The sequence below is a fragment of the Neptuniibacter sp. SY11_33 genome, assembly GCF_047778025.1.
Taxonomy (GTDB): Bacteria; Pseudomonadota; Gammaproteobacteria; order Pseudomonadales; family Balneatricaceae; genus Neptuniibacter.
This window is the reverse complement of record NZ_CP180543.1, coordinates 435,992-460,920: the sequence shown is the minus strand read 5'-3', so window position 1 is coordinate 460,920 and position 24,929 is coordinate 435,992. Positions and strand designations below refer to the sequence as shown.

General features: G+C 46.5%; 21 protein-coding genes. 15 read left to right on the top strand and 6 right to left on the bottom strand.

Features of this window, described 5'->3' with window-relative positions; genetic code table 11:
- Positions 1-45: 45 nt before the first annotated feature.
- Complete coding sequence (locus ACMXYV_RS02065) at positions 46-609, bottom strand: tetratricopeptide repeat protein (RefSeq protein ID WP_415890136.1); 564 nt, start codon at positions 607-609, stop codon at positions 46-48.
- Positions 597-2,927 carry a penicillin-binding protein 1B gene (mrcB, locus tag ACMXYV_RS02060; protein ID WP_415890135.1) on the bottom strand — a complete coding sequence of 777 codons (2,331 nt, stop codon included), beginning with the start codon at positions 2,925-2,927 and terminating at the stop codon, positions 597-599. The genes ACMXYV_RS02065 and mrcB overlap by 13 nt, the downstream gene beginning before the upstream one ends.
- Positions 2,928-2,972: 45 nt before the next feature.
- On the opposite strand from mrcB, the gene ACMXYV_RS02055 reads away from it, so the two are divergent.
- A complete protein-coding gene (locus ACMXYV_RS02055; protein ID WP_415890134.1) occupies positions 2,973-4,499 on the top strand; it encodes an AAA family ATPase in 1,527 nt (508 codons plus the stop codon).
- Positions 4,499-4,813 (top strand): Rieske (2Fe-2S) protein, encoded by a 315-nt coding sequence (locus ACMXYV_RS02050; RefSeq protein WP_415890133.1) that lies wholly within the window; start codon positions 4,499-4,501, stop codon positions 4,811-4,813. The genes ACMXYV_RS02055 and ACMXYV_RS02050 overlap by 1 nt, the downstream gene beginning before the upstream one ends.
- Here ACMXYV_RS02050 and sfsA read toward each other — a convergent pair.
- Positions 4,810-5,511, bottom strand: a complete 702-nt coding sequence (sfsA, locus tag ACMXYV_RS02045; protein WP_415890132.1) for a DNA/RNA nuclease SfsA — start codon at positions 5,509-5,511, stop codon at positions 4,810-4,812. The two genes, ACMXYV_RS02050 and sfsA, sit on opposite strands and share 4 nt — an antisense overlap.
- Entirely contained in the window at positions 5,511-6,674 is a 1,164-nt protein-coding gene (locus ACMXYV_RS02040; RefSeq protein WP_415890131.1) for a pyridoxal phosphate-dependent aminotransferase, read from the bottom strand. Before ACMXYV_RS02040 ends, sfsA begins: the two co-directional genes overlap by 1 nt.
- A gap of 274 nt (positions 6,675-6,948) precedes the next feature.
- On the opposite strand from ACMXYV_RS02040, the gene dksA reads away from it, so the two are divergent.
- The 9 genes from dksA to ACMXYV_RS01995 all read left to right on the top strand — a co-directional run bounded on the left by dksA (position 6,949) and on the right by ACMXYV_RS01995 (position 18,557).
- Positions 6,949-7,377 carry an RNA polymerase-binding protein DksA gene (dksA, locus tag ACMXYV_RS02035; protein ID WP_415890130.1) on the top strand — a complete coding sequence of 143 codons (429 nt, stop codon included), beginning with the start codon at positions 6,949-6,951 and terminating at the stop codon, positions 7,375-7,377.
- A gap of 49 nt (positions 7,378-7,426) precedes the next feature.
- Entirely contained in the window at positions 7,427-8,311 is an 885-nt protein-coding gene (gene gluQRS, locus ACMXYV_RS02030) for a tRNA glutamyl-Q(34) synthetase GluQRS (RefSeq protein ID WP_415890129.1), read from the top strand.
- 164 nt (positions 8,312-8,475) lie between these two features.
- Positions 8,476-11,403, top strand: a complete 2,928-nt coding sequence (locus ACMXYV_RS02025) for a sensor histidine kinase (protein ID WP_415890128.1) — start codon at positions 8,476-8,478, stop codon at positions 11,401-11,403.
- Positions 11,404-11,425: 22 nt separating this feature from the next.
- The gene (locus ACMXYV_RS02020) at positions 11,426-12,811 is read left to right on the top strand and encodes a sigma-54-dependent transcriptional regulator (RefSeq protein ID WP_415891413.1); all 1,386 of its coding nucleotides are present in this window, start codon (positions 11,426-11,428) and stop codon (positions 12,809-12,811) included.
- Between the two features lie 591 nt (positions 12,812-13,402).
- Positions 13,403-14,824, top strand: a complete 1,422-nt coding sequence (pcnB, locus tag ACMXYV_RS02015) for a polynucleotide adenylyltransferase PcnB (RefSeq protein WP_415890127.1) — start codon at positions 13,403-13,405, stop codon at positions 14,822-14,824.
- Positions 14,821-15,306: a 2-amino-4-hydroxy-6-hydroxymethyldihydropteridine diphosphokinase gene (gene folK / locus ACMXYV_RS02010; protein WP_415890126.1), complete on the top strand. Its 486-nt coding sequence runs from the start codon at positions 14,821-14,823 to the stop codon at positions 15,304-15,306. The genes pcnB and folK overlap by 4 nt, the downstream gene beginning before the upstream one ends.
- A gap of 40 nt (positions 15,307-15,346) precedes the next feature.
- A complete protein-coding gene (gene panB, locus ACMXYV_RS02005) occupies positions 15,347-16,141 on the top strand; it encodes a 3-methyl-2-oxobutanoate hydroxymethyltransferase (protein WP_415883329.1) in 795 nt (264 codons plus the stop codon).
- Between the two features lie 2 nt (positions 16,142-16,143).
- Positions 16,144-16,992, top strand: a complete 849-nt coding sequence (panC, locus tag ACMXYV_RS02000; RefSeq protein WP_415890125.1) for a pantoate--beta-alanine ligase — start codon at positions 16,144-16,146, stop codon at positions 16,990-16,992.
- A 383-nt stretch (positions 16,993-17,375) separates the two neighbouring features.
- Positions 17,376-18,557 (top strand): acetyl-CoA C-acetyltransferase, encoded by a 1,182-nt coding sequence (locus tag ACMXYV_RS01995; RefSeq protein ID WP_415890124.1) that lies wholly within the window; start codon positions 17,376-17,378, stop codon positions 18,555-18,557.
- A 123-nt stretch (positions 18,558-18,680) separates the two neighbouring features.
- Here ACMXYV_RS01995 and ACMXYV_RS01990 read toward each other — a convergent pair whose 3' ends face one another.
- Positions 18,681-19,517 carry a 6-carboxytetrahydropterin synthase gene (locus ACMXYV_RS01990; RefSeq protein ID WP_415890123.1) on the bottom strand — a complete coding sequence of 279 codons (837 nt, stop codon included), beginning with the start codon at positions 19,515-19,517 and terminating at the stop codon, positions 18,681-18,683.
- A 126-nt stretch (positions 19,518-19,643) separates the two neighbouring features.
- On the opposite strand from ACMXYV_RS01990, the gene ACMXYV_RS01985 reads away from it, so the two are divergent.
- Entirely contained in the window at positions 19,644-20,333 is a 690-nt protein-coding gene (locus ACMXYV_RS01985) for a pseudouridine synthase (RefSeq protein WP_415890122.1), read from the top strand.
- Positions 20,333-21,373 carry a methyltransferase gene (locus ACMXYV_RS01980; protein WP_415890121.1) on the top strand — a complete coding sequence of 347 codons (1,041 nt, stop codon included), beginning with the start codon at positions 20,333-20,335 and terminating at the stop codon, positions 21,371-21,373. Before ACMXYV_RS01985 ends, ACMXYV_RS01980 begins: the two co-directional genes overlap by 1 nt.
- 49 nt (positions 21,374-21,422) lie before the next feature.
- On the opposite strand, the gene ACMXYV_RS01975 is transcribed toward ACMXYV_RS01980, so the two are convergent.
- Positions 21,423-22,298 carry a DMT family transporter gene (locus ACMXYV_RS01975; RefSeq protein ID WP_415890120.1) on the bottom strand — a complete coding sequence of 292 codons (876 nt, stop codon included), beginning with the start codon at positions 22,296-22,298 and terminating at the stop codon, positions 21,423-21,425.
- A gap of 145 nt (positions 22,299-22,443) precedes the next feature.
- On the opposite strand from ACMXYV_RS01975, the gene ACMXYV_RS01970 reads away from it, so the two are divergent.
- Positions 22,444-23,844, top strand: coding sequence for a PLP-dependent aminotransferase family protein (locus tag ACMXYV_RS01970; protein ID WP_415890119.1), 1,401 nt, complete (start codon positions 22,444-22,446; stop codon positions 23,842-23,844).
- 210 nt (positions 23,845-24,054) lie between these two features.
- Entirely contained in the window at positions 24,055-24,861 is an 807-nt protein-coding gene (locus tag ACMXYV_RS01965; protein WP_415890118.1) for a class I SAM-dependent methyltransferase, read from the top strand.
- Positions 24,862-24,929 lie beyond the last annotated feature (68 nt).

The window sequence follows — 24,929 nt, the reverse complement described above, 5'->3', positions numbered from 1 at the left end:
GTATAAAAAAGCAGCCATTTAGGCTGCTTTTTAGTACTTATCCGATTAGTAGTTCAGCGCTTTCGTTCGGGCAGCATTTGCTCCAGAACGATCGCCTGAACTTTGACGAATATCCGCAATCAGCAACCACAACCTTCGCAACATAACGACATCACCAATGGCCATATTTGTACCCTTTAGGGCCATTTGCTCGGCCTGAGCCCACTGACCTTCAAGGCGACGCACATCTGCCCATTGATAATAGATTTCCGGATCCCTAGGGGCTATCCGTTGCGCACGCTCAAGATTGCTTTCAGCCGCCTGCATTGCCCCTCTCTTTTTCTGCTGATTTGCACTGTTTAACAGTGCAATGACAGCAGGGTTCTGAGCGCGAGCAGTCACAGGCGTTGGAACTGGTACAGCGACAGGCTTCTCAGTTCGCGATTCTCGAACAACCGTAGGTTTGATTTGAACACCCGTAGCAGATTCGGCTGACTGAATAACGCCATCTTGCCCTGATCGATCCTCTACAGGGGGACGGTATACTCCTGTTCCACTCACACACCCAGTCAAAGCCAATGCTGTCAAAAGTGCTGCAGCAGTTTTGTAACGCTTAATTATCTGAACCATCGTTCAAACCAATCCATAGATTCTTGTTGCTGATTTCCGGCACATTCAGCGTAATCTTGCGGAGCTGTACCTTTTATGAACGGCAATTGTCGCACACCCTGACAATGTTCGGCAGAGATCAAACCTGTTTTTTCTTCAACCCAGTGATACTCAATCTCTTCCGGCTGAACCGCCATAAACGACTGTGGCCGTTCTTTTACCATTAACTCGGTCCAAACTCGCAATGCGCCTCCCGAGCCGGTAAATGGCAGTTTGCCATTGTCGTCCAGACCCAACCAGACCACCGCCATTCGGTCTCCGGCAAAACCAGCAAACCAACTATCGCGCTGACCATTACTGGTTCCTGTCTTACCTGCTACATTGATTGACCCCGGCAAACGGCTATAGATATAACGCCCTGTACCTTCGCGGGTAACCGCTTGCAACGCGTATTGAATCAGATGCATATTCTCCGCAGTGACCACTTGCTTCACTTCAAAAGGATAACGGGAAAGCTCCTGCCCTTCAGAATCCGTAACCAAACGAATAGCACGCATCGGCGTTTTAAAACCATTAGCAGCAATGGTTTGATAGACCTTCGCAATCTCAAATGGGCTCATCGACTCCGCACCCAGTAAAAGCGAGGGATAAGGCTTGGGATCGCGGGAGATACCTAAACGTTCTAAGGTATCGATCACTTTCGGCAAACCTATATCCATACCTAGCTGGGCAGTACTCTGGTTATAGGACTTCGCTAAGGATAGATAGAGCGGCACTTTCCCGTGGCTTTTGCGATCGAAGTTCTGCGGCACCCAACTCTTACCGCCCGCAAGCGGCACGCTGATCGGTTGATCATCCAACAGAGAAGCCAAGGTATAACCCTCTTCTAACCCTGCCAAGAAGACCGCTGGTTTTACCAAAGAACCGATTGGACGATGCGCATCTAAAGCACGATTAAAACCTTGGTAGCGTGCGTTTTTACCACCCACCAGCGCCAAAACCTCACCCGTTTGCGGATCAGTAACCACAATACCGCCCTGCAGCGCAGTGACTGGGTTACCGTAGCGTTTCTTTAAGTTACCGATCGTTTTGGTCAACGCCGCTGCAGTATTCGCCTGAACCATAGGATCCAAGCTAGTAAATACTCGCAAACCTTCTGAGCTCAGTACATCTTCAGGGTACTCTTCACGCAACTGACGTTTCACAAGATCAAGATAGGCAGGATAGGCACCTTTATGAAGGCTACGCTGTTTAACCACACCTAAACCACGCTTTTCAGCATCTAGGCGCTCTTTCATACTGATCACGCCCTGCTCTTGTAGTACTTTCAACACAAGATCACGACGTGCTTTAGCACGTTCCGGGTGGCGCCTTGGGTCGTAGTAAGATGGGCCCTTCACCATACCAGCCAATAGCGCGACCTGATGAAGTTTCAATTCATTAATAGGCTGAGCAAAGTAATACTGACTTGCCAAACCAAAACCATGCACTGCACGGGAGCCTGATTGACCCAAATAAACTTCGTTCAGATAGGCCTCCAGGATCTCATCTTTGCTATAACGAAGATCCAATAGCACTGCCATCGGGATCTCCATTAGCTTACGCGCTAAGGTTCGATCAGAAGTTAGATAGAAGTTTTTGATCAACTGTTGAGTCAGAGTACTACCGCCCTGAATAAAACGACGCGCCTTCAAGTTGACCCACATTGCACGCGCGATACCTTTCGGAGACACACCGAAGTGGTTGTAGTAATCGCGATCCTCTATCTGAATCAATGAATCCAAAAGCAATTGTGGTGCTTGCTCCAAACGAATCAGATCACGATCTTCATTGTCTCGAGGATAAATACCACCGATAAGTATCGGCTCTAGGCGACTTAACGGAACGATAGAACCACGACCATCTTTAATCGACACTAACTGATTGCCACTAAAGCTCAACAATAAACGCTGCGCGCTCTCATCACCATCAGGAAAACTGAATCCACGGGTATACACGCGAGCACGACTGGACGCCCATTCCACCATCCCCGGTTTGTCAGCACGATTTACAAATCGGTAACCCAAGCCTTTCAATTCATCCTTTAACGCTTGGCGATCTAATACCTGTCCCGGATACAACTCTAGAGGCCGCGCATACACTTTGGCAGGCAATGCCCAGCGTTTACCCTCAAACTTACTTTTGACTTGGACATCCAGATAGATCAAACCGATTCCGCCAATCACCATGCCTAAAAGGGACAGTTTGAACAGAAAGATAAGAAACTTTTTCAGGAAACTGCGTGGTTTTTTAGTGCTTTTGCCACGACTTGACGATTTTGGTGCTCTCTTTTTTGCCATTGGCTCAGTATAATGCCTTCCCTTAGCAGGTATATCAGTACGTTTATGACCCTAATCGACTCTCTAAAACAAGCTTCGTTCTATCCACATCCAGTCGACCAGATTGAGGTGATAGAAACCCACATTTCCTGGCTGATCTTAACAGGCGAATTTGCCTATAAGGTTAAAAAGCCAGTGGATTTCGGTTTTCTGGATTTTACCACGCTAGAGAAGCGTCAGCACTTCTGTGAGGAAGAGCTACGTCTAAATCAACGATTAGCGCCTGATATTTACCAGCAAGTCATCAGTATTGGCGGCAGTGCTGAGAATCCGATATTCAATCCAGAAGGCGATGAAGAGATCATTGAATATGCTGTTCAGATGCAGCAATTTGATCACTCTCAACGCCTCGATCTACTTTTAGCCAATCATCGTTTTGAAGCTAGCTGGATCGATACATTAGCCGAACAGATTGCTGATTTTCACCAGCGCATTCCGATTGTGGCGCAAGACAGTCCTTGGGGGGAAGCAGAAACGATTTGGGAAGTTGTCTCCGATAACTTCAGCCATATCACCGATGCTATCGACGAACTAGATGACTGGCACAAAGTACAAAAGCTATCCCATTATACTGCGCAGCAGTTCCGTAAGCTGACGCCGCTGATTGAACAACGCAAGCAATCCGGTCATATTCGCGAATGCCATGGCGACCTTCACTTAGCCAACATCACGCTTTTCCATGATGAGCTAAGGCTATTTGACTGTATTGAATTTAACTTACAGTTCCGCTGGATCGATAGCATTTGTGATCTTGCTTTCCTCCTTATGGATCTGGAAGCCAACAGTGAATTCCGCTGGGCCAATCGCTGTTTAAATCGTTACTTAGAAATCAGTGGCGATTACCATGCCCTACCACTGCTTAATTTCTATAAAGCATACCGCTCCATGGTTCGCGCAAAGGTTGCAGTACTAGGTGAGCATCACGACCTACAAACCCTGCGCCGCTATCTACGCCTGACTGATTACTATGCTCGAGCACCAAAACCAGCACTGTTTTTAATGCATGGCATTTCCGGCAGTGGCAAGAGCCACTTAAGCCAACAACTCGTTGATCAAACCGATACTATTCGTATCCGTTCGGATGTTGAGCGCAAACGTCTTTTCCGCGAGTTGAGCTTAAAAGGGGAAAAGATTGATCTGTATGGTCCACAAATGAACGCCCATACCTTCAATCATCTTTTTGATACCAGCGCAGAGCTATTACGTAACGGCTACTCGGTGATTGTAGATGCAACTTGTTTGCGCCAAAGAACACGTCAGAACTATATCGAATTGGCAGAGAAACTCGGTATACCTATCCGCATTATCAGCTGCGAATGCGAGCAAAAACTGATTGAAGCCCGTTTGAAACGCCGTTCCAATGAAGGCTCGGATGCTTCCGATGCTGATATTGCGGTTATGCTGGAACAACAACAGCTTGCCCAGCCTCTAACAGAAGAGGAGCAAGCATTTACTCTTTCAATCGATACCGACGATGATGAAGCGATCGTACGTTTATTAGAGCAGCTGCGGATCCAAGAGGTAATTTTCTAATGACAGCCTTATGCCACATTGATGAGATTACTGAAGGTCAGGCCAAAGGGTTTGATCACGACGACAAAAAGCTTTTCGCAGTAAAATACCGTGGTGAGTTATACATCTATGAGAATAGCTGTCCGCATCGCAGTATCCCTCTGGAATGGCAGCCTGATCAGTTCCTAGATTACGACAAGACCTTCATCCAGTGTGCGACCCATGGCGCGCTTTTCAAAATTGACAGTGGCGAATGTATCTCAGGCCCCTGCGTAGAAGATAGCCTAACCGCCATCCCATTTTCCTTAGATGACGGCCAAGTGATCCTCGGCTAAGTAATTACCGGAATCTCGCGCTGAATACTGATCTGTTCAGGCGAGATATCTGCAGCATAAGCAATTACTTCTACCCCAGCCGCTATCGCTTCACGCAGTAAGCGGCCATATTCTGGATCGATCTGATCGGCAGGGCGTACCTGTTGAATCCCTGTGTGAGGCACACAAAACAGCATCACAGCACGATCACCTTGTTCAACCATCGCCATCAACTCCTGCAAGTGTTTAGCGCCACGCTTAGTCACTGCATCTGGAAAGCTTCCCCAGTTATCAGACTCAAGCAAAGTAACATTCTTCACTTCCACCCATACCCGACCTTTCTCTTCATCTTCCAACAAGAGATCAATACGGCTGTTTTCACCATACTTAACCTCTTGACGTATATCCGTATAGCCTTGCAACTGAGCGATTACCCCCTGCTCAATACCTTCTCGAATCAGCTTATTCGCTAGACCGGTATTGATACAGGCGAGATACCGCCCTTCAACTTCCACCAACTCCCAGCCCAATGGGTATTTACGTTTAGGATTCCCACTATCACGCACCCAAACACGACTATCTGGATCAGCACAGTTCTTCATGGAGCCGGTATTCGGGCAGTGAACCGTAACTTCGCGACCATCCGACAAAACAACATCAGCGAGGAAACGCTTATAACGCTTGATCAAACGCCCTTCGATTAGATTTTCAAACTGCATTATTTTTGAATCCTTTTACCTAAACGTTCCAGCATCGACTGAATGCGATCCAATCCTGTAGTGTAGGAGAATCGAATAAATTCATGACTGCGGTGCTGACCAAAATCCAGCCCCGGCGTAGTCGCTATATGATCCTCTTCTAACAACGACCAGCAATAATCGAAGGTGTTATCCGTAAGGTGCTGAGCGCCTGCATAAACATAGAATGCCCCCTCAGGAGTAACAGGCAGATCAAAGCCTAACTCTCTTAATCCAGACACTAGAAGATCACGACGTTTTTGGAACTCAAAACGTCTGTGCTCCAGTTCAGAAATTGTTTCAGGTTTGAATGCAGCTAGAGCAGCATATTGTGAAACTGTGTTTGGCGAAATCATCAAATTCTGCGCTAACTTTTCTAATTCGGGCGCTGCCTCTTCAGGCGCCACCAACCAGCCTAAACGCCACCCAGTCATACCAAAATACTTAGAAAAACTATTGATTACAAAGGCATTTTGATCGATTTCCAATGCACTTGGCGCATCTATCCCGTAGGTAAGTCCATGATAGAGTTCATCAACAACGAGATGACCACCTAGTTTTTTAACTGTCGCCGCAATATCAGTTAACTCATCCCGATGGACGAGCATACCGGTTGGATTAGCAGGAGAAGCTAACAGCACTCCCGCGGTATTAGCTTGCCAATGCTGCTTGATCAACTCAGCGTTTAACTGGAAATTATCTTCTGCATTAGTCGGCACTAACTGAGATTTAGCTTCTAAAAAGCGCAGGAATTGGCGATTACATGGATAACCCGGATCAGCCATCATAAACGATTGCCCAGCATCGGCGAGCAAAGAGAACACCATCAACAAAGCACTGGAAGCACCGGTGGTGACCACAATGCGTTCAGGAGCGACATCTAGTCCATATTTCGTGGTATACCACTGACTGATCGCCTCACGTAACTCGGGGACGCCTGCTGCAGGTGTATACTGAGTCAGGCCGCTATCAATCGCCGCTTTGGCTGCTTCTGCAATCAAGGGGGCTGTGGCAAAATCAGGCTCACCCACCTCCATATGGATAACGTCGCATCCGGCATCATCAAGTTGCTTGGCCCGTTTTAGCAGATCCATCACTTTAAAAGATTCAATCTCTGCAACACGTTGGGAAGGACGGAATACCATGCGAATACCTGATCAAACACTAAAAATGGCAGTATACCTCAGACCATTTACGAATATCCCGTCTAGAGCCCCTATTTACAAGCACTTCAAGGTGAACTAAACCTAATGAGATGTCTTTTAGTATCAAGAGAATACATTTAGGGCTAGCGAAACGGCGAGGCATCTGGTAATTTGCCTGCCTTCTATGCTAAATCAGTGTATTTATTGCATAACTAAACACAGGCAAGTGAAGTCACCCTTAAGGTGACTTACGAAAGAGAGTGAGGCAGCGCTTATGCCAAACAAGAGCGAATCTTTCACACATATTGATCCTTACCCGCTAGTTGAGGGTGAGGAATACATGAATGAGAAGCAGAAGGATCATTTCCGTGCAATCCTAGGTGCTTGGAAACAAGAACTGATGGAAGAAGTGGATAGCACTATCCACCATCTGCGCGAAGAACCTTCGAATTTTGCAGATCCAAGCGATCGAGCTAGCCAGGAAGAAGAATTCAGCCTTGAGCTACGAACTCGTGATCGCGAACGTAAATTGATCAAAAAGATCAATGAATCGCTTGAGCTGATCGACGAAGATGAATACGGCTATTGCGATGCCTGCGGTATCGAAATTGGCGTTCGCCGTCTTGAAGCTCGACCAACAGCGTCTTTGTGTATCGATTGCAAAACGCTGGCGGAGATCAAAGAAAAGCAACTCGGCAGCTAAATCGAAACTAAGCCAGTTTTTACAGCTGGCTTAGCTTTAAGCATTTATCGTGACCTATGTCGGCCGATTTGCCCCATCCCCTACTGGGCCATTGCATTTTGGTTCACTCCTCGCTGCACTCGCCAGCTTTCTGGATGCACGTGCCCATGAGGGTGAATGGCTTTTACGCATCGAAGATTTAGATCCTCCTCGCGAACAGCCAGACGTCAAAGAACAATTCCCACTGTTACTGGAAAGTTACGGTCTTTATTGGGATGGTGAACTCAGCCTTCAAAGCGAACGTCTTGAACTCTATGCGCCTGTAATGCAGGAACTACTTGAAGCTCATCACGCTTACCCTTGCTCCTGTTCACGTAAAGAGATCTTAAGCCGTTGCGATAATTTAGTGTATGACCAACATTGTTTAATGCACCCACCGGAGCAAGATACCAACGTTGCCATTCGGATCAATAGCAACGGCACGCTCATTAGTTTTCGCGATATTATCCAAGGCCCCCACGCCTATAATTTAAGTAGTACGGGCGACTTTGTTGTATTCCGCCGTGATGGTTTCTACTCTTACCAACTCGCCGTTACTATCGACGATTATCTGCAAGGTATCACCCATATTGTGCGCGGCTCTGACCTACTAGATGAAACGGCCAAACAGATTCATCTACAACAACGATTAGGTTATCCAACACCCGCTTATGCACACATTCCTGTGGCGACTAACACCGAAGGCCAAAAGCTGAGCAAGCAAACCTTTGCACCGGCATTAGAAACCAGCGATCCCATCCCAGTTTTGTTTAAAGCTTTGCAATTTTTAGATCAAGAACCTCCACGAGAACTGCTATACGCAAGTAGAGATGAACTACTGGAGTGGGCGATTGCAAACTGGGATATACGTAAAATAAAACAAACACTCAGTAAGCCGCTACTAAACGAGTCGTAAGATGTATTTCCACCGTGTCCTACTGTTATTGATACCGGGTTTATACATGGTATTACCCCTCATTATTGATAGCTGGCAGAGCCTGACAACACCCTGGTACCTTCCTTACATCGCTTGGCTTGTTATTATCTTATTAGCATTCCTGATCGAGCGGAGGCCGAGAGATGTTTAGCCTTCCATTACTCATCCTGATCGGAGTTGCTTATCTGCTCTTCCTCTTTGGTACGGCCTACCTTACTGAGAGAGGACTATTACCGAAGCAGTTAGTGCACCATCCATTTACCCATGTACTTTCTATCGGGGTATATGCCAGCGTATGGACGTTTTATGGTGCGTTTGGACTGGCACAAGAATCGGGATATAGCTTTTTAGCCTCCTATCTGGGTGCTGTCGTCACCTTTATCTTAGGCCCAGTGCTGCTGATCCCCATTCTCAGGATATCGAGGACATACCAGCTTAGTTCGCTACCCGATCTACTCGCCTTTCGTTTTCGCAGCGGGGCGGTCGGTACTATTACAGCCGTACTGACCGTCATCGCCACTCTCCCAATGCTTTCAATTCAGATACAAGCGGTTACCGATGCCCTGTATCTGCTCAATGACCAATTTAGCGTTGACCAAATCGGCTTAGGGTTTTGCTTTGTCATCGCTCTCTTTTCGATTTTATTCGGTGCGCGTCACGCCTCTTTGCGAACAACCCATCAAGGCCTAATGATGGCCATGGCAGTTGAGTCACTGATTAAACTGATCGCACTTCTGGTAATTGCGGGCTTTGCAATCTTTGGTGTCTTAGGTGGGGTTGAAGGCGTTAATGACTTTATCACCAGCCATCCAGAATCGATCAAGCGCCTAGAAGCGCCTGTAGACAGCGATGCTTGGCGAACCTTGCTACTGGCATTTTTTACCGCAGCAATTGTGATGCCGCATATGTTCCACATGCTGTTTACCGAAAACTCCTCTGACGAAACACTCTATAAAGCCACATGGGCGATGCCGCTGTTTCTGTTTTTGCTTGCAGCTGCAGTCCCCCCCATTCTTTGGGCAGGGGAAGCACTAGGCGTAGGCGGTGAAGCGCAATTCATCCTTCTCAACATGGGTGTTTTCTTAGATTCTACTTGGCTAACGGTCTTGGCATTTATCGGTGGTTTATCAGCCGCCAGCGGTATTATGATTGTGGCAACAGTGGCTATGGCTTCGATGATTCAAAACCACGTTATCCTGCCGTTAGTCCCAAAACCGAAAACCCCTCGTTTCTATGCCTGGCTATTATGGCTTAGACGCAGTTTGATCATGGCGATGTTACTTGCCAGCTATCTATTCTATCGCCATATAGGAACGGACTTTGCCCTACATCAGATGGGTGTGGTTGCTGTAGTCGCCTTCCTACAGTTCTTACCGGGGTTACTATCCACCCTATTCTGGTCCCGAGCTAACCGCTGGGGTCTACTCATAGGTTTATCCGCGGGCATGGGGATCTGGCTGCTAACCATGTTAGTTCCGCTTCTAGATAGTTCTGCCAGCGAATTGGTACCTTTCGATTTAGATACAGATAACTGGGATCATATTGCGATTCTGTCCCTAATGCTTAACACCGCGTTGATGACTGTAGTATCTCTGATATTCCCTCAATCGGAAGATGAGCGTAGAGCCGCGCAATCCTGCTTGATGAACGCGTTACAAAAGCCAAGTTCCAATCACTTGCGTGTTTCAAGAATTGATGACTTTACCGATCTACTATCCAGCCGTTTAGGCCGAAAAACCGCAGAGCGCGAAGTTCAAAAAGCACTAGAGAGCCTTAATATACAATCGCAAACCGTGCGCCCAATAGATCTATTACGACTGCGTACAGCGCTCGAAACGAACCTTTCAGGTTTGCTTGGGCCTATAGAAGCTGCTGCTTTACTTGAGCCTTTGGATCATCCTTCCGATCCAATTACCTTCAAAGCCAGTAATACGCACCTGATTGAAAACCAGCTAGAAAACTATCAAGAACGCTTAACTGGTCTTGCTGCCGAACTTGATGAGATGCGCCGTTACCACCGCCTAACGCTGCAAAAGCTTCCGGTCGGTGTCTGTACACTTGATACCTCTGGACAGGTGCTGTTCTGGAATATTGAGATGGAGCGCCTGACCCAAATTAAAGCGGAAGAGATTATTGGCACGCCTCTACAAAGCCACACCGATACTTGGAGCACTATTTTAGAAGAGTTCGCCCATGCGGATAGCGATCACAAGTTGAGCCAAAAACTGATCTTAAATGAACAAACTCATTGGTTCAGTTTGCATAAATCGATCCTTAAAGAGCGTCGCGATATTGGTATGGTATTGCTATTAGAAGACGAGACCGATACCAAGATCATGCAGGACAAACTCGGTCATAACGAACGACTTGCATCTATAGGTCGCTTTGCTGCGGGTGTTGCCCACGAGATCGGCAACCCTGTAACGGGGATCGCTTGTCTAGCGCAGAATCTGAAGCTAGAAACAGATAACGACTATATTCTTGAAACCGGCGATCATATTGTTGATCAAACCAAACGTATCAGCCGTATCGTGCAATCCCTTGTCAGATTCGCACATGCAGGTCGTCCCGAAGCGGAACGTGAGCAAGTACCGGTATCTCTTGCGCAATGTGCTGAAGAAGCTATTCACCTAATGTCTTTGGATAGCCATGGCAAGCAACAACAGTACATCAATCAGATACCCGATGAACTTCGTGTTAGTGGTGATCCACAACAACTTCATCAAATCTTTGTAAACCTAATTCAAAATGCCAGCGATGCCTCACCTGAAGGCGGGCGTATCTGGCTCCATGCCAATGAGAATATTGAAACCGTAGAACTTCGGGTAACCGATGAAGGCAGCGGTATATCAGCAGAATCCCAAGAGCGTCTGTTTGAACCGTTCTTTACCACAAAAGACCCTGGTCAGGGTACAGGTTTAGGGCTATCTTTGGTTTACAATATTATTGAAGAACATTGTGGTAATATTGAAATTATAAGCCCAGCCAACAACAAGCAGAACAAAGGCACTCAAGTGGTAATAACGCTCCCGCGATTAAAATGGACAGAAGATCCAGACAGCGCAGGATAGTGGGATGAGAGGTAGAGAGCCGATGAGCCGCATTCTGATTGTAGAAGATGAAACAATTATCCGGTCTGCACTGCGCAGACTACTCGAGAAAAATCATTTCCAAGTCGACGACGCCGCTTCTGTTGATGAAGCCACAAGTCGTTTCAACCTTGGCGACTTCAACCTAATTATCAGTGATCTGCGTTTGCCGGGAGCACCGGGCACAGACATGATATCGTTGGCGAAATCAGTACCGGTACTGATCATGACCAGTTATGCGAGTTTACGCTCCGCTGTTGATGCGATGAAGCTCGGTGCTGTCGACTATATTGCTAAGCCTTTTGATCACGACGAGATGATCAGTTCGGTACAGCATATTCTTTCCTCTCGTTCAGAATCTGACTGCCCCATTACCGAACATGATGCCGCAGCTTCCGAGAACCGCACCAATATCATTGGCTCCTGCCAACCAATGCAGGAACTCGACAAGCGCATTAAGAAAGTTGCTCGTACCCAAGCGACTGTTTTGATTCAAGGCGAGTCTGGCACAGGTAAAGAACTTGCAGCTCGTGCTATTCACGAGCAGAGCAATCGCGCCAATATCCCAATGATTTCAGTGAACTGCGCCGCGATTCCAGAGAGCCTAATTGAGTCAGAACTCTTTGGTCACGAAAAAGGCGCTTTTACCGGCGCTAGCAGCAGCCGCAGCGGCTTACTTGAAGCTGCAGATGGCGGCACACTATTTCTTGATGAGATTGGAGAACTGCCTCTAGAAGCTCAAGCACGTTTGCTACGTTTCCTACAAGAAGGTGAGATCCGACGTGTAGGCTCGGTACAATCAAAGAAAGTTGATGTTCGTCTAATTGCTGCAACCCATAGAAATCTAAAAGAGCTAGCGAAACAGAACGAGTTCCGTGAAGACCTCTACTACAGGCTCTATGTGATGGAGCTTCGCATTCCGCCATTAAGGGAACGCGGAGACGATATCATTGAGTTAGCTGAAAAAATGCTGGCTCGTGTTTGTCAGCGAATGGAAACAGCGCCTTTACGTTTCGCTAATGATGCACTTGAAACCATGCGTAGATACAGCTGGCCGGGTAATGTTCGTGAATTAGAAAACGCCATCGAGCGTGCAACCATTCTTGCAGAAGGCCCATTCATTACCACGGACCTTTTAGGCTTAGATATCCCAGTAAGCTCACTAGATGATATTGAAAGCCAGTTTGTCGCGATGAACCAAGCTACTCCTCAAGCAGTACAGACTGAAGACCAATCCAAACTATCTTTAGATGACTACTTCCAAAGATTCGTTCTGGAAAACCAAGACCAATTGAGCGAGACCGAACTGGCCAAGAAACTGGGCGTGAGCCGCAAGTGCTTATGGGAACGTAGACAAAAACTTGGCATTCCTCGCAAGTCGAAAAAATAGATTATACCAAGGTCTAAAGGGTAACGTTTAAGTAACATTACGGTAACAATTCAGGTGTTACCGTACTACCCAGAAACTAGTACCAAAGCGTAACACCCAGTAACAAAACCGCTACAAAAGTAGATCAAAAAACAAACAGAACATAATAAACCGTTGTTTTGTAAGGAATAATAAAAACTGGCACATGCCGTGCAATATATTGCGCGATAACAAAAAGAAGCACACTTCTTAAACTAGACCACCAATAAAAATAAAAACTGGAATAGATTAAAGAAGTACCTGTCTCGAATAAAAATAATAATGAGGCTTAAGAAAGCTGATCGTAGCGAAGCTGTAACGATCTTAATATTGCTCTTAGAACAAAAACAACAAGCTGAGAAATAGCCGTTGTTGCCTGAGATGCGATCAGCTACCCATCTCCTTCCCTTTTTTCTTCTATCTTTTAAATTTCCCAATCTGCTGTTTAACAGTGGTATGATTGCGCACCCATTTAACTCGGGCAGTAAACACTGTTTAGATTTGATATAAGCCTGAACACCCGTACAATTACTACCCTTTCCGGCTAGATAAATCGCATAGGTAGGCACAACCTTGCTTAAAACCATCAGTAACGCATTGAGCAAAGTATTTGGCAGCAGTACCGAGTCCACTCATGACTCGGCTGAAAACACGCAGTTAATCACTACTGTTGAAAAAAAGTTGATCTCAGAAGATGAGCATAAGATTCCACGCCGTCATCTAGATGACAACGCCTTAAAAGTTGCCTACCGCCTCCAAGATGCCGGCTTCCAAGGTTACTTAGTTGGCGGATGTATCCGCGACCTACTACTTAAGAAAAGACCAAAAGATTTCGACGTAGCTACAGATGCGCACCCAGAAGAAGCCGCTGATCTGTTTCGACGCGCCCGTCTGATCGGCCGCCGCTTTAAATTGGTCCATGTGCGTTTTGGTCGTGATCTAATTGAAGTAGCAACCTTCCGTGCAAGCCATGATAGCCAAGCTGAAAATGCAGAAGGCGAACAAGGTAAACAATGCGATAGCGGTATGATCCTGCGCGACAATGTTTATGGCACGATAGAGGATGATGCGCTACGTCGTGACTTCACTGTAAACGCACTGTACTACTGCCCAAAAGATCACTGCGTCTACGATTTTGCGAACGGTTATGAAGATCTGCAGAAAGGTATTCTGCGCATGATCGGTGACCCTGAAGCACGTTACAAAGAAGACCCTGTACGTATGCTACGTGCAGCTCGTTTTGCCGCTAAGCTTGATTTCTCGATTGAACAACAATCAGAAGCGCCGATTCGCACATTAGCGCCAATGCTGAAACGCATTGCACCAGCGCGTCTATTTGATGAAGTGCTTAAACTTTTGCAATCAGGTCATGCAACTGAATCATACAAACAGTTACAACGTTTAGATCTGTTTGAGCCATTATTTCCGCAGGTTCAGAAACTGTTACAAAGTGACAATCTGGATGTACCGCTGGAACGCTTGATCGAGAACGCTCTTAAAAATACTGACCGCCGTCTGGCTCAGCGTAAAAGCGTTACACCGGCATTCTTATTTGCAGCTATCTTGTGGTACCCAACTCAGCTACGTATGCAACAGTTGATGAAAGAGAACAAGATGCCTCCGGTACCTGCTCTACATGAAGCAGCGAATCAGGTACTTGCTGAACAGGTACGTTCAACCGCTATACCGCGTCGTTTCTCTACCCCAATCCGTGAGATTTGGGAGATGCAACTGCGTCTACCACGCCGCCAAGGCAATCGTGCGGCACGTTTAATGGAACAGCCGCGCTTTAGAGCAGCTTACGACCTACTTCTACTGCGTGAAAACAGTGGTGAAGACCTAGGCGGATTAAGCCAGTGGTGGACTGATTTCCAGAACGCCAATGAGCCAAGCAAAAACAGCATGGTGAAAAGCTTAGGTAAAGGCGATAAACCTCGTAAACCTCGTCGTCGCCGTTCTAATTCAAACAAGCCCCGCCAAGAGTCATCACAATGACCTCTGCGGTTCGTTGTTACATAGGGTTGGGTAGCAATCTAGACAACCCTCTTCAGCATGTTGAGCAAGCATTTTCTGAGCTAGCCGAACTTGAAAACTGCCGCTTAGTCAAAGCATCACCCATATACCGCTCTGCACCGGTTGGCCCTCAAGATCAACCAGACTTTATTAATGCCGTTGCAGAGATCGAAACGACTCTAGAAGCCCATGCTCTGCTGGATCAGCTTCAAGGGCTTGAGCAAAAACACCAAAGAGTCCGCGAACGACACTGGGGTCCAAGAACCCTCGACCTCGACCTGCTTCTATACGGCAATAGCCCAATCAACACCGAACGTCTCTGCGTACCGCACGCATTTATGCACGAGCGCAGCTTTGTTCTATACCCTCTGGCCGATATCGCACCCGATTTAATCATGCCTAATGATGTATCTTTGTCTTCCCTATTAGTTGCATGCCCTATGGGCAGCCTGACAAAGATATAGGTATAATCGCGCCAACGCGTAATAACAGGAAGATCATTCCATGAGCAATATTACTCTGCACACATTGTCCTCAATGAAGAAAGCGGGCGAAAAGTTCGCGGTACTTACCGCTTACGACGCTTGTTTCTCGCATGTTGTTAGCTCTGCTGGCACAGAAGTAATTCTGGTAGGCGATTCATTGGGCATGGTGCTTCAAGGCAATGACAGTACTCTACCCGTAACTGTTGAAGAGATGGCTTACCACACTCAAGCTGTCGCCAAAGGTAATCAGGGAAGCCTTATCATGGCCGACCTACCTTTCATGAGCTATTCCACTCCAGAATTAGCTATGGATAACTCCGCTGCGCTTATGCAGGCGGGTGCAAACATGGTGAAACTGGAAGGCGGTGCGTGGCTTGCAGAAACTGTCTCTATGCTAGCTGAACGCGGTATACCTGTGTGTGTTCACCTTGGTCTGACTCCTCAAACTGTCAATAAACTCGGCGGTTATCGAGTTCAAGGTCGCGATAAAGAAACAGCACAACAAATGATTAACGATGCCGTTATGCTTCAAGATGCTGGCGCTAGCGTTATTTTGCTTGAATGCGTTCCATCTATCCTAGCAAAAGAGATCACGCTAGCACTGGATGTGCCTGTTATCGGAATTGGCGCTGGCTCTGACACAGACGCTCAGGTACTGGTTCTACATGACATGCTAGGCGTAACACCAGGCCGCAGTCCGAAGTTTGTGAAAAACTTTATGGCTGATGCCAATAGCATCGAAGAAGCAATCAGCCAATACGTGACTGACGTTAAAAGCGGTACTTTCCCTGCTTCCGAGCATGAGTTTGAATAAACATGATCACTCTACATACCATTGCTGAACTGCGTGCAGCCCTCAATAAAGAGCGAGCAGCTGGCAAACGCATCGGCTTTGTACCAACAATGGGTAACCTGCATGAAGGTCACCTACAATTGATCGATCAGGCAAAAGCGAATAGCGACGTTGTCGTCTCATCGATTTTTGTGAACCCTCTGCAATTTGGTGCAGGGGAAGATCTAGATAATTACCCACGCACTCTCGTTGCTGATCAAGAGAAGTTAAATTCTCGAGGCTGTCACTATCTTTTTGCACCAACCGATGCTGAAGTTTACCCGAATGGACGTGAATCTCAGACACAGGTTGAAGTACCAGAGATTTCAGACCTTTATTGCGGCGCAACTCGCCCAGGCCATTTTCGCGGTGTTGCGACGGTCGTAGCTAAACTATTTGGTATGGTTCAACCTGATGTTGCTGTCTTCGGTGAAAAAGACTTCCAGCAACTGATGGTTATCCGTCGAATGACGGAAGACCTGAGTCTGCCAGTAGAGATCCAAGGTGCGCCGATTGCCCGCAATGAGCAAGGCCTAGCATTGAGCTCTCGAAATGGTTACCTATCAGAAAAGGAACTAGAAACAGCCACCGTTCTTAATGCCTCTCTACGCGAAATTGAAGCCGCACTGGTTGAAGGTAATAAAGACTTCGACTCGCTGATTGAAAGTGCTCAGCAGCGTTTAGAAACCGCTGGTTTCAAACGCGATTACTTGGCGATCTGTCGAAGTCAGGATCTACAACCTGCGACGCCTGAAGACTCCCAATTAGTCGTACTGGCAGCAGCCTACCTTGGCCCAGCCCGATTAATCGATAATCTACAGATTAATTTGTAATCCTTCTTCCGAGTAGGGTCACACCTACTCGGAACCTCCTGATATCCCTCATCTTTTTAAATTAAACGCTCAATTATTGCTGCAGCGCAATACTTACTATTTCAATCGTAAGTCTTATACAACCCGCTACTTTCGTGGCTTGACAACCGGGGGCTCGGTCGCGCAGACTGCTAGGACGATGAGTTCTTGCACTGCAATAAAAATAACAAAGGTTGTATAAGTGCTCAGAAAAACGGATTTTGGCCGCCCCTAAATGAGTAGAGAGGGCACAACGGTCACTGAATAAACGCCGCTTTTCACTGAATATTATCGGCCATGAATTTGGCCATACCATCATCGTGAAGAACGAACTTTGTACATAGCTAAGCTAAGAGGCATTTCGAATGCGTGACGTTGTAATTGTAGCTGCGGGTCGTACCGCAGTTGGTACTTTCGGTGGTTCCCTATCTAAAATTGCTGCATCTGACCTAGGTGCAACAGTTATCAAAGGTCTGATCGAGAAGATCGATCTGGACCCTGCAAAAGTTGACGAAGTAATCATGGGTCAGGTTTTGACTGCTGGCTGTGGCCAGAACCCTGCCCGTCAGGCGACGCTTAATGGCGGCCTACCAATTGGAGTTCCTGCACTAACTATCAACAAAGTTTGTGGTTCAGGTCTTAAAGCTATTCAAATGGCTACACAAGCAATCCGTTGTGGCGATGCTGACATCATCATCGCTGGTGGCCAGGAAAACATGAGCTCTTCTCCTCACGTTGTTCCAAACTCTCGTAACGGTGCTCGCATGGGCGACTGGAAAATGGTCGACACAATGATCAAAGACGGTCTATGGGACGCATTCAACGATTACCACATGGGTATCACTACTGAAAACATCGTTGAAAAATACGGCTTCACACGTGAAGAGCAAGACGCATTTGCTGCTGCATCTCAGAACAAAGCCGAAGCTGCTGTAACAGGCGGCCGTTTTAAAGATGAGATCATCCCAGTGACGATCCCTCAGCGTAAAGGCGATCCAATCGTATTTGATACTGACGAGCAGCCACGTTTCGGTTGCACGGCAGAAGCGCTAGGCAAACTACGCCCAGCATTCAAAAAAGATGGTTCTGTAACTGCAGGTAACGCTTCTACTATCAACGATGGTGCTGCTGCAGTAATCGTTTGTTCTGAAGAGAAAGCGAAAGAGCTAGGTCTGCCAGTACTAGTACGTATCAAAGCATACGCTAACTCTGGTATTGATCCATCTATCATGGGTACAGGCCCAATCACTGCGACTCAGAAAGCGCTAGAAAAAGCTGGCTGGTCTGTAGATGATCTAGAACTGGTTGAAGCAAACGAAGCATTCGCTGCACAAGCAATGTCTGTAAACAAAGATCTTGGCTGGAACACTGACATCGTTAACGTTAACGGTGGTGCAATCGCTCTAGGTCACCCAATCGGCGCTTCTGGTTGCCGTGTATTCGTAAGCCTAGTTCACGAAATGAACAAGCGTGACGCGAAGAAAGGCCTAGCGACACTATGTATTGGTGGTGGTATGGGTACTGCACTGGCAGTTGAGCGAGACTAAGCTAGACTTAAGTCTAGTTACACCGTCCTACTCTTTAAACCGCAGCTCCGGCTGCGGTTTTTTTCTGCCTAAAAGAAGGTAAAAAAGGTGAGGAGTTAAAGAAACTCAACCTTGGTTCTCTGCTCAGTATTCAGCGATAGCGCCTTTACCTACACCTTCATAAGCACGCACCAACACCTTATCATTTGGATAAGATTGCTTGATCTGCTTGGCCAGATGGTCAGCGATCAATTCAACCGTGCTGTCCGTATCGATTAAGTAACAAACCGATGTAGGTAGACTAATTGCAAAATCACCCTGCGGTGCTGTGTAAGCGTAGTGGTGACGACTCTCACACTTTTCTATTAGGTGAGATTCCGAACCTATATAGATATCGGTGAAACGTTCAGCCCACTCTTGTTCAAGATTGAGTTCACGTTGATCATTGATATAGATTTCGATCTTAGAACGATGACCATGTGCAATACGCTGACAGTTACCATCATGCTTCTGCAAACCATGGCTGTAGTGATAGAAAGCGCCGTCGATTTTCTCTGGAACAAAAGAGATCTTTAGCCCTTTTACTTCATTAGGAAAAAGTTCTAAAAGCTTATCGCGACACCACTCAGCCAAAGTCTGCTCTGTGATCTCAGGCATACCTACTAGGCAGATTGCAGGTTCAGGGGAGCGGCAATAAAAGCTTTCACCATCAGCATAGAGCCACTCAACTTCAGTGTATCCGTCTTGAGTAGAATGACTAAGACGTGGCATTCCCGTTGGGACCACCAGCGCATGATCTACCCATAGATCGAACCACTGCTTAACCTTCTTCTTCACAATACCGAAATCACAGATCATGCCTTGGTCATTTAGGCTGCCATCCAGCTCTAACTGCACAAGCCACGATTCCCCCATCAACCCACGTTGAGGGTGTAAATAGGAAAAATCGACATTGGTCAGATTATCAACAAAAAGTTTCACGGCAGGGCTCCTGATTTGAAGGCGCTATAGTAGCTTAAAACCTTCAACTAAAAAACGGTGCAGGCTATAGGGACAATGCCAGTTCCGATATACTACGCACTTTACAGCTTGTTATAGACTTACCTTATGCGCCTAGATAAATACTTAGCACAATCTTCCGGCTTTTCCCGTAAAGAAGTTCGCCGTTTTATGAAAGCGGGTGAAGTTGTTGTAAACGATATTGAAGTAACCGACCCATCCATACATGTAGGTGAAGACGATGAGGTTTATCTAAGTGGCTATCCTGTAGATGCACCTGGTGATAAGTACATCATGCTGCACAAACCTTTAGGCTGCGTATGCTCCAATGATGACGGCACGCACCCAACGGTTCTGAGCTTGATAGATCTACCACGAGCAGAAGAACTAACGATCTGTGGCCGGCTAGATGTGGATACCACCGGCTTAGTGCTCATCACCAGCAATGGCAAATGGGCTCACAAAATCACCTCGCCAAAGCACAAAACAGGCAAGCTCTACCAAGTAACCACAGCTGATCCAATTCCTGAAGATGCCGTAGAGAAATTCAAGCAAGGTTTAATGCTGCACAATGATAAAGAGCGCACTAAACCCGCTGAGCTGACCTTAACTGCCAGTAATGAAGCCGAAGTCATTCTTACCGAAGGCCGCTATCACCAAGTTAAGCGTATGTTCGCGGCTATAGGTAACAAAGTAGAAGAGCTTCACCGCGCACGTATCGGCAATATCGAGCTCGATGAATATCTAGAACCCGGCGAATACCGTTTTCTGACAGAAGAAGAGATTAATAGCATCTAATGAGTGATACAGCCTTTAATCTAATCGCCCCTTATATCCAACGCGCTTCCGGTCGTTCGCTTTGGCTCGCTGATGAAAACTTACTCAGTGCCAATATCCCAGCCAATGAAGCCGTTATCGCCATTACCAATCGCATCGATCTAGAACAGCATCTTTATCGTCAAGGTTGGAAGGTTTTCTTCTCCGATTATGATCTAAGCATCATCGAAGATAACAGTTTGGACTCTGTAATCTACCGAGTCTCTAAAGAAAAGCCTGTGGTACACCATCTTATCAATGAAGCTTTCCGCTGCTTAAAACCTGAGGGAAAGCTCTATATTGCCGGTGAGAAAGGTGAAGGAATTAAAACCTACTTCAGCAAAGCTAAAAAGCTCTTTGGTGATGGTGATAGCAGCAAAGCCGATAAAAACACATGGTCCGCCACACTCACCAAAGTAAACGCTTCAAGTAAAGACCTGCTGGATGCTAAAGATTTCCACCAACTGCGGATCACCGCCAGCGACGATGCATTTGAGTATTACAGCAAACCCGGAGTATTTGGTTGGGATAAAATTGATCGTGGTAGCGCCTACTTGATTGAGCATCTCGATAGTTTCTTAATGACGTTTCCAGAGCCGCCGAAAAACGCTCTAGATTTAGGCTGTGGTTATGGCTATCTATCCTTAAACCTTAGCCACTTAGATATCCCGGTAACAGCGACCGATAACAACGCTGCCGCTCTGAAAGCCTGTGAGCGAAACTTCAACCGTTATCCTATTAACGGCAAAGTCGTACCCGCTAGTTGTGCAGAGGGCATCACCGATAAATTTGACCTTATCCTCTGTAATCCGCCATTCCATGCAGGCTTTTCAATCGACGGTGACCTGACAGATCGTTTTCTAAAAGCAGCTCATGATCGATTGAATGGGCGTGGCGTCGCCTGTTTTGTGACCAATATGCACATTCCGCTAGAACGAAAAGCTAAGCAGTTCTTCCATCAGGCGGAATGTATCGCGTCGAACGGCAACTTTAAGCTGATTCGGCTTACACATAAAATGTAGAAAATGGGGCTTAACGCCCCATTTCTTATTTTAGCCAAGCGCTAAATCATCACGCCTTTCTTGCTGCACAAAAGACCCCAACAGCAGCCACTACAACACCAACCATTGCAAACATCGATAATGATTCGTCAAACAAAAGCCACGCCTCTATCGCAGTTAAAGGAGGTACCAGATAGAAATAACTGGCAACCTTACTTGCCTCCCCCTCACGAATCATAATGAGGAGTAACAAGATAGCCGTTACTGACAAACCCAATACCATCCAAGCCAATGCGCCAATTAAGGTCCAGTTCCATTCCACAACACCGCTATCAAATGCGTAGGCCAATATAGCCATCACAATGGCCATCGCCACGTATTGATAAAAAGCCCCTACCATCAGATCTACGCCGACGCCAAAACGTTTTTGGTACAACGTGCCCAGTGAAATAGCAACTAACGCAATCACCGCAGCTATCCATGCATCTCCACCAGCCAAATAGCTCCCCTGTGAATAACCTTGGCTGACGACCATAACGACACCGATTAAACCCAGCACTAAGCCTAACCATTGGGTTTTCAACAGCCGCTCCTGTAACCAGATAACTGCTAACAAGGCCGTTAATATTGGTTGTAGACCCATCACCAATGAGGTAATCCCAGCTGGAAGTGACCAGTCTATTGCTGCGAAGACGCCGCCTAAGTAACAGGCATGAACGAGGAACCCCACTACCATCTGATGACCTGCTTGCGGCAAGCTACACCATTGCGGTTTGCGCCATGCTAATAAACCCGCAAAGACAACAATCGTCAGCAAACTACGTACTAGCAGGACACTGAAAGGTTCCATATAAGGCACCGCATACTTGGCACCAATAAAACCAGTACTCCAAATACCCACAAACGCCCAAGGAACTAAAGTTATCCACTGCTGTTTATTCAGCATGACTGACTCTCTACAAACTGTATAAATTGATTGCATCACTGTAGAGAGATAAGGCTAAACAAAAAAGGGACACAGACGGGTCAGTTTTAAGGGCACAGAGAAGCTTAAAATTGCACTTGCCTGCAAATTTATACAAACTGTACCCATGAAAAAGTATTTACTGTTGGTACAGCAACTTAAATCTAGAATCGAAAGCGGTGATTTATCGCCCGGCACCCGCTTGCCCTCGATCCGGGCCTTAAGCCTCCAATATCAGTTAAGTAAAAATACCATCATCAAAGGCCTGACTGAGTTAGAGCAGTCGCAACTAATTTACGCTAAACCACGCCTAGGATTCTTTGTCTCCTCCCCGAAAAACTCAGTGCCAGCCATTAAGCCGCGCAAAGTTAAACTGGGCTCGACTGCGTTCAGTGTTTTGGGCGCAGCGAATCAACATGGACACTTAGCTCTCGGTTCGGCTTACCCCGATTCCAGATGGCCAACGGTCGCTTGGTATTATCAGCAGCAAGCCAAACATACTCGTCATTGGGCACACACCAGTGAAAAACGCCGCAGTCATTACAGCACTCCGCCGGGCGATCCTAAACTTCTTTCCGTGTTAGCGGACCACCTGAATGCCTCCGCGTTTAGCTGTAATAGTGAAGAGATTGTGATTACCCATGGTGCTCAGGAAGCTTTATCACTCTGTTTACGCTCTGTGGCCCAGATAGGGGATACCATTGCCGTTGAATCACCCTGCTACTACGGCACTCTACAGTGCATTGAAGCTTTGGGACTTAAGGTATTGGAACTGCCATCTGATCCAATTCTAGGGACTAATTTAGATGCTCTAGAAACCGCCCTAACTCAATGGCCAATTAAAGCCGTATTGACCAACCCAAGCTTTAATAACCCACTGGGTTTCAATCTAGATTTAGCGAGTCGGCAGCGTTTAATGGCCATTGCCAACAAATGGGATATTGCGGTTATTGAAGATGATGTTTTCGCAGAACTAAGCTTCAATCAACAAAGACCGACAGCGCTTAAAGCGATGGATACAGATCAACGAGTACTTCATTGCGGCTCTTTTTCTAAGACAGTAGATGCCGATATAAGGCTGGGATGGGTGTTACCCGGTCGCTACTACGAACAAGTTAACTTCCAAAAATTTGTTACCAGCATCGCCTGCTCTGCCATATCGCAACAAGGTATCAGTGAATTACTTATAGGGCGCCGTTATCGCCGTCATCTCTCTCAAGTTAGTCGTGGTTACCAAGAGAGAGTCGAGATGCTCGATGAAGATATCCGCCAACATTGGCCCAGTAACACCTGCTTTATCAAACCAAGCGGCGGTATTTTGCAGTGGTTTTCATTACCTAAACAGGTCAATAGTGATCAGCTTTTTCAACAAGCGCTTGAGGCCGGTATTGGCATTTCACCCGGTAACCTCTTTTGTGCAGACCAGCGCTTTAACCACCATATTCGCTTATGTTTTGCCCATTACACTCGGCAAAAAGAACAAGTCGACGCTATTGCACAGTTAGGCAAATTAATCGCTTCGTACTAATCTATTCCCTGGGTGTTACAAAGATGACCAATTCTTTCCAACGTACGTAACTTAAGGCTTTCGGCAAGTAGCACTCAGACTATCAACGAACTTATCCACAGATTATTGGGATAAGTTATTACCGATACGACTTGAGGATAAAACCATTATTCGGCACATTGGGATATAACAGACTCAATCCAGCCATAAACACATAGAAGGTTGAATACGATGAAATTCATTAAAATGTCACTGTTTATATTCTGCATCGCCAGCATTAATACTGTGCATGCCTCTAGTGAATTTATAAAACAAGCCGTTGCTGCGGAACACCGCAGCGAAATGAATATAGCGCGTGATGTTTATCGCCACCCTGTAGAGACACTCTCTTTTTTCGGCATCAAACCCGATATGACTGTCCTTGAAATATTACCTGGTGGCGGCTGGTACACAGAGATCCTTGCGCCAATGTTACATGACAATGGTCATCTCACCTTAGCTAGCTTCGGCGCCGATCACCCAAACAACTTTTTACAAGGCTTACACAACAAACTCGTGACGAAGCTACAAGCCAATCCATCAGTTTATGGTAAAGCCGATGTAGTAGTGTTTAAGAAAGGTGATACCTATTTAGCTAAGGTTCCGGATAACTCTCAAGATATGGTGGTTACGTTCAGAAATACCCATAATTGGATACGATTTGGGGGCATAGAAGAGGCCTACCCTGCCTTTCATCGCGTACTGAAAAAGGGCGGAACTCTTGGCGTAGTTCAACACCGTGCTAAAGAAGGCAGTGATTACAAAGAAAGCGCTGAAAATGGCTATGTTCCAGAAGCTTATCTAATTTCATTTATTGAAGGTTTAGGATTTGAACTCGTTGAGACGTCTGAGATCAACGCCAATCCTAAAGATTCCAAAGATCATAAGGCTGGTGTCTGGTCCCTACCACCGAGCTATCGTTTAAAAGAAGTTAATAAAGCGCATTACCAAGCAATCGGAGAAAGTGACCGTATGACTCTGAAATTCGTTAAAAGGTAAGAGTTATCAAACGCCAGGAAAACGATAGACACATAAGCCGCCCCGTTATTGTTCAATAGCGGGGCAAA

What these genes read in the sequence shown, in the direction of transcription:
- ACMXYV_RS02065 (WP_415890136.1), bottom strand. Translation starts at nt 609, where the DNA reads ATGGTTCAGATAATTAAGCGTTACAAAACTGCTGCAGCACTTTTGACA.
- mrcB (WP_415890135.1), bottom strand. Translation starts at nt 2,927, where the DNA reads ATGGCAAAAAAGAGAGCACCAAAATCGTCAAGTCGTGGCAAAAGCACT.
- ACMXYV_RS02055 (WP_415890134.1), top strand. Translation starts at nt 2,973, where the DNA reads ATGACCCTAATCGACTCTCTAAAACAAGCTTCGTTCTATCCACATCCA.
- ACMXYV_RS02050 (WP_415890133.1), top strand. Translation starts at nt 4,499, where the DNA reads ATGACAGCCTTATGCCACATTGATGAGATTACTGAAGGTCAGGCCAAA.
- sfsA (WP_415890132.1), bottom strand. Translation starts at nt 5,511, where the DNA reads ATGCAGTTTGAAAATCTAATCGAAGGGCGTTTGATCAAGCGTTATAAG.
- ACMXYV_RS02040 (WP_415890131.1), bottom strand. Translation starts at nt 6,674, where the DNA reads ATGGTATTCCGTCCTTCCCAACGTGTTGCAGAGATTGAATCTTTTAAA.
- dksA (WP_415890130.1), top strand. Translation starts at nt 6,949, where the DNA reads ATGCCAAACAAGAGCGAATCTTTCACACATATTGATCCTTACCCGCTA.
- ACMXYV_RS02025 (WP_415890128.1), top strand. Translation starts at nt 8,476, where the DNA reads ATGTTTAGCCTTCCATTACTCATCCTGATCGGAGTTGCTTATCTGCTC.
- ACMXYV_RS02020 (WP_415891413.1), top strand. Translation starts at nt 11,426, where the DNA reads ATGAGCCGCATTCTGATTGTAGAAGATGAAACAATTATCCGGTCTGCA.
- folK (WP_415890126.1), top strand. Translation starts at nt 14,821, where the DNA reads ATGACCTCTGCGGTTCGTTGTTACATAGGGTTGGGTAGCAATCTAGAC.
- panB (WP_415883329.1), top strand. Translation starts at nt 15,347, where the DNA reads ATGAGCAATATTACTCTGCACACATTGTCCTCAATGAAGAAAGCGGGC.
- panC (WP_415890125.1), top strand. Translation starts at nt 16,144, where the DNA reads ATGATCACTCTACATACCATTGCTGAACTGCGTGCAGCCCTCAATAAA.
- ACMXYV_RS01995 (WP_415890124.1), top strand. Translation starts at nt 17,376, where the DNA reads ATGCGTGACGTTGTAATTGTAGCTGCGGGTCGTACCGCAGTTGGTACT.
- ACMXYV_RS01985 (WP_415890122.1), top strand. Translation starts at nt 19,644, where the DNA reads ATGCGCCTAGATAAATACTTAGCACAATCTTCCGGCTTTTCCCGTAAA.
- ACMXYV_RS01980 (WP_415890121.1), top strand. Translation starts at nt 20,333, where the DNA reads ATGAGTGATACAGCCTTTAATCTAATCGCCCCTTATATCCAACGCGCT.
- ACMXYV_RS01975 (WP_415890120.1), bottom strand. Translation starts at nt 22,298, where the DNA reads ATGCTGAATAAACAGCAGTGGATAACTTTAGTTCCTTGGGCGTTTGTG.
- ACMXYV_RS01970 (WP_415890119.1), top strand. Translation starts at nt 22,444, where the DNA reads ATGAAAAAGTATTTACTGTTGGTACAGCAACTTAAATCTAGAATCGAA.
- ACMXYV_RS01965 (WP_415890118.1), top strand. Translation starts at nt 24,055, where the DNA reads ATGAAATTCATTAAAATGTCACTGTTTATATTCTGCATCGCCAGCATT.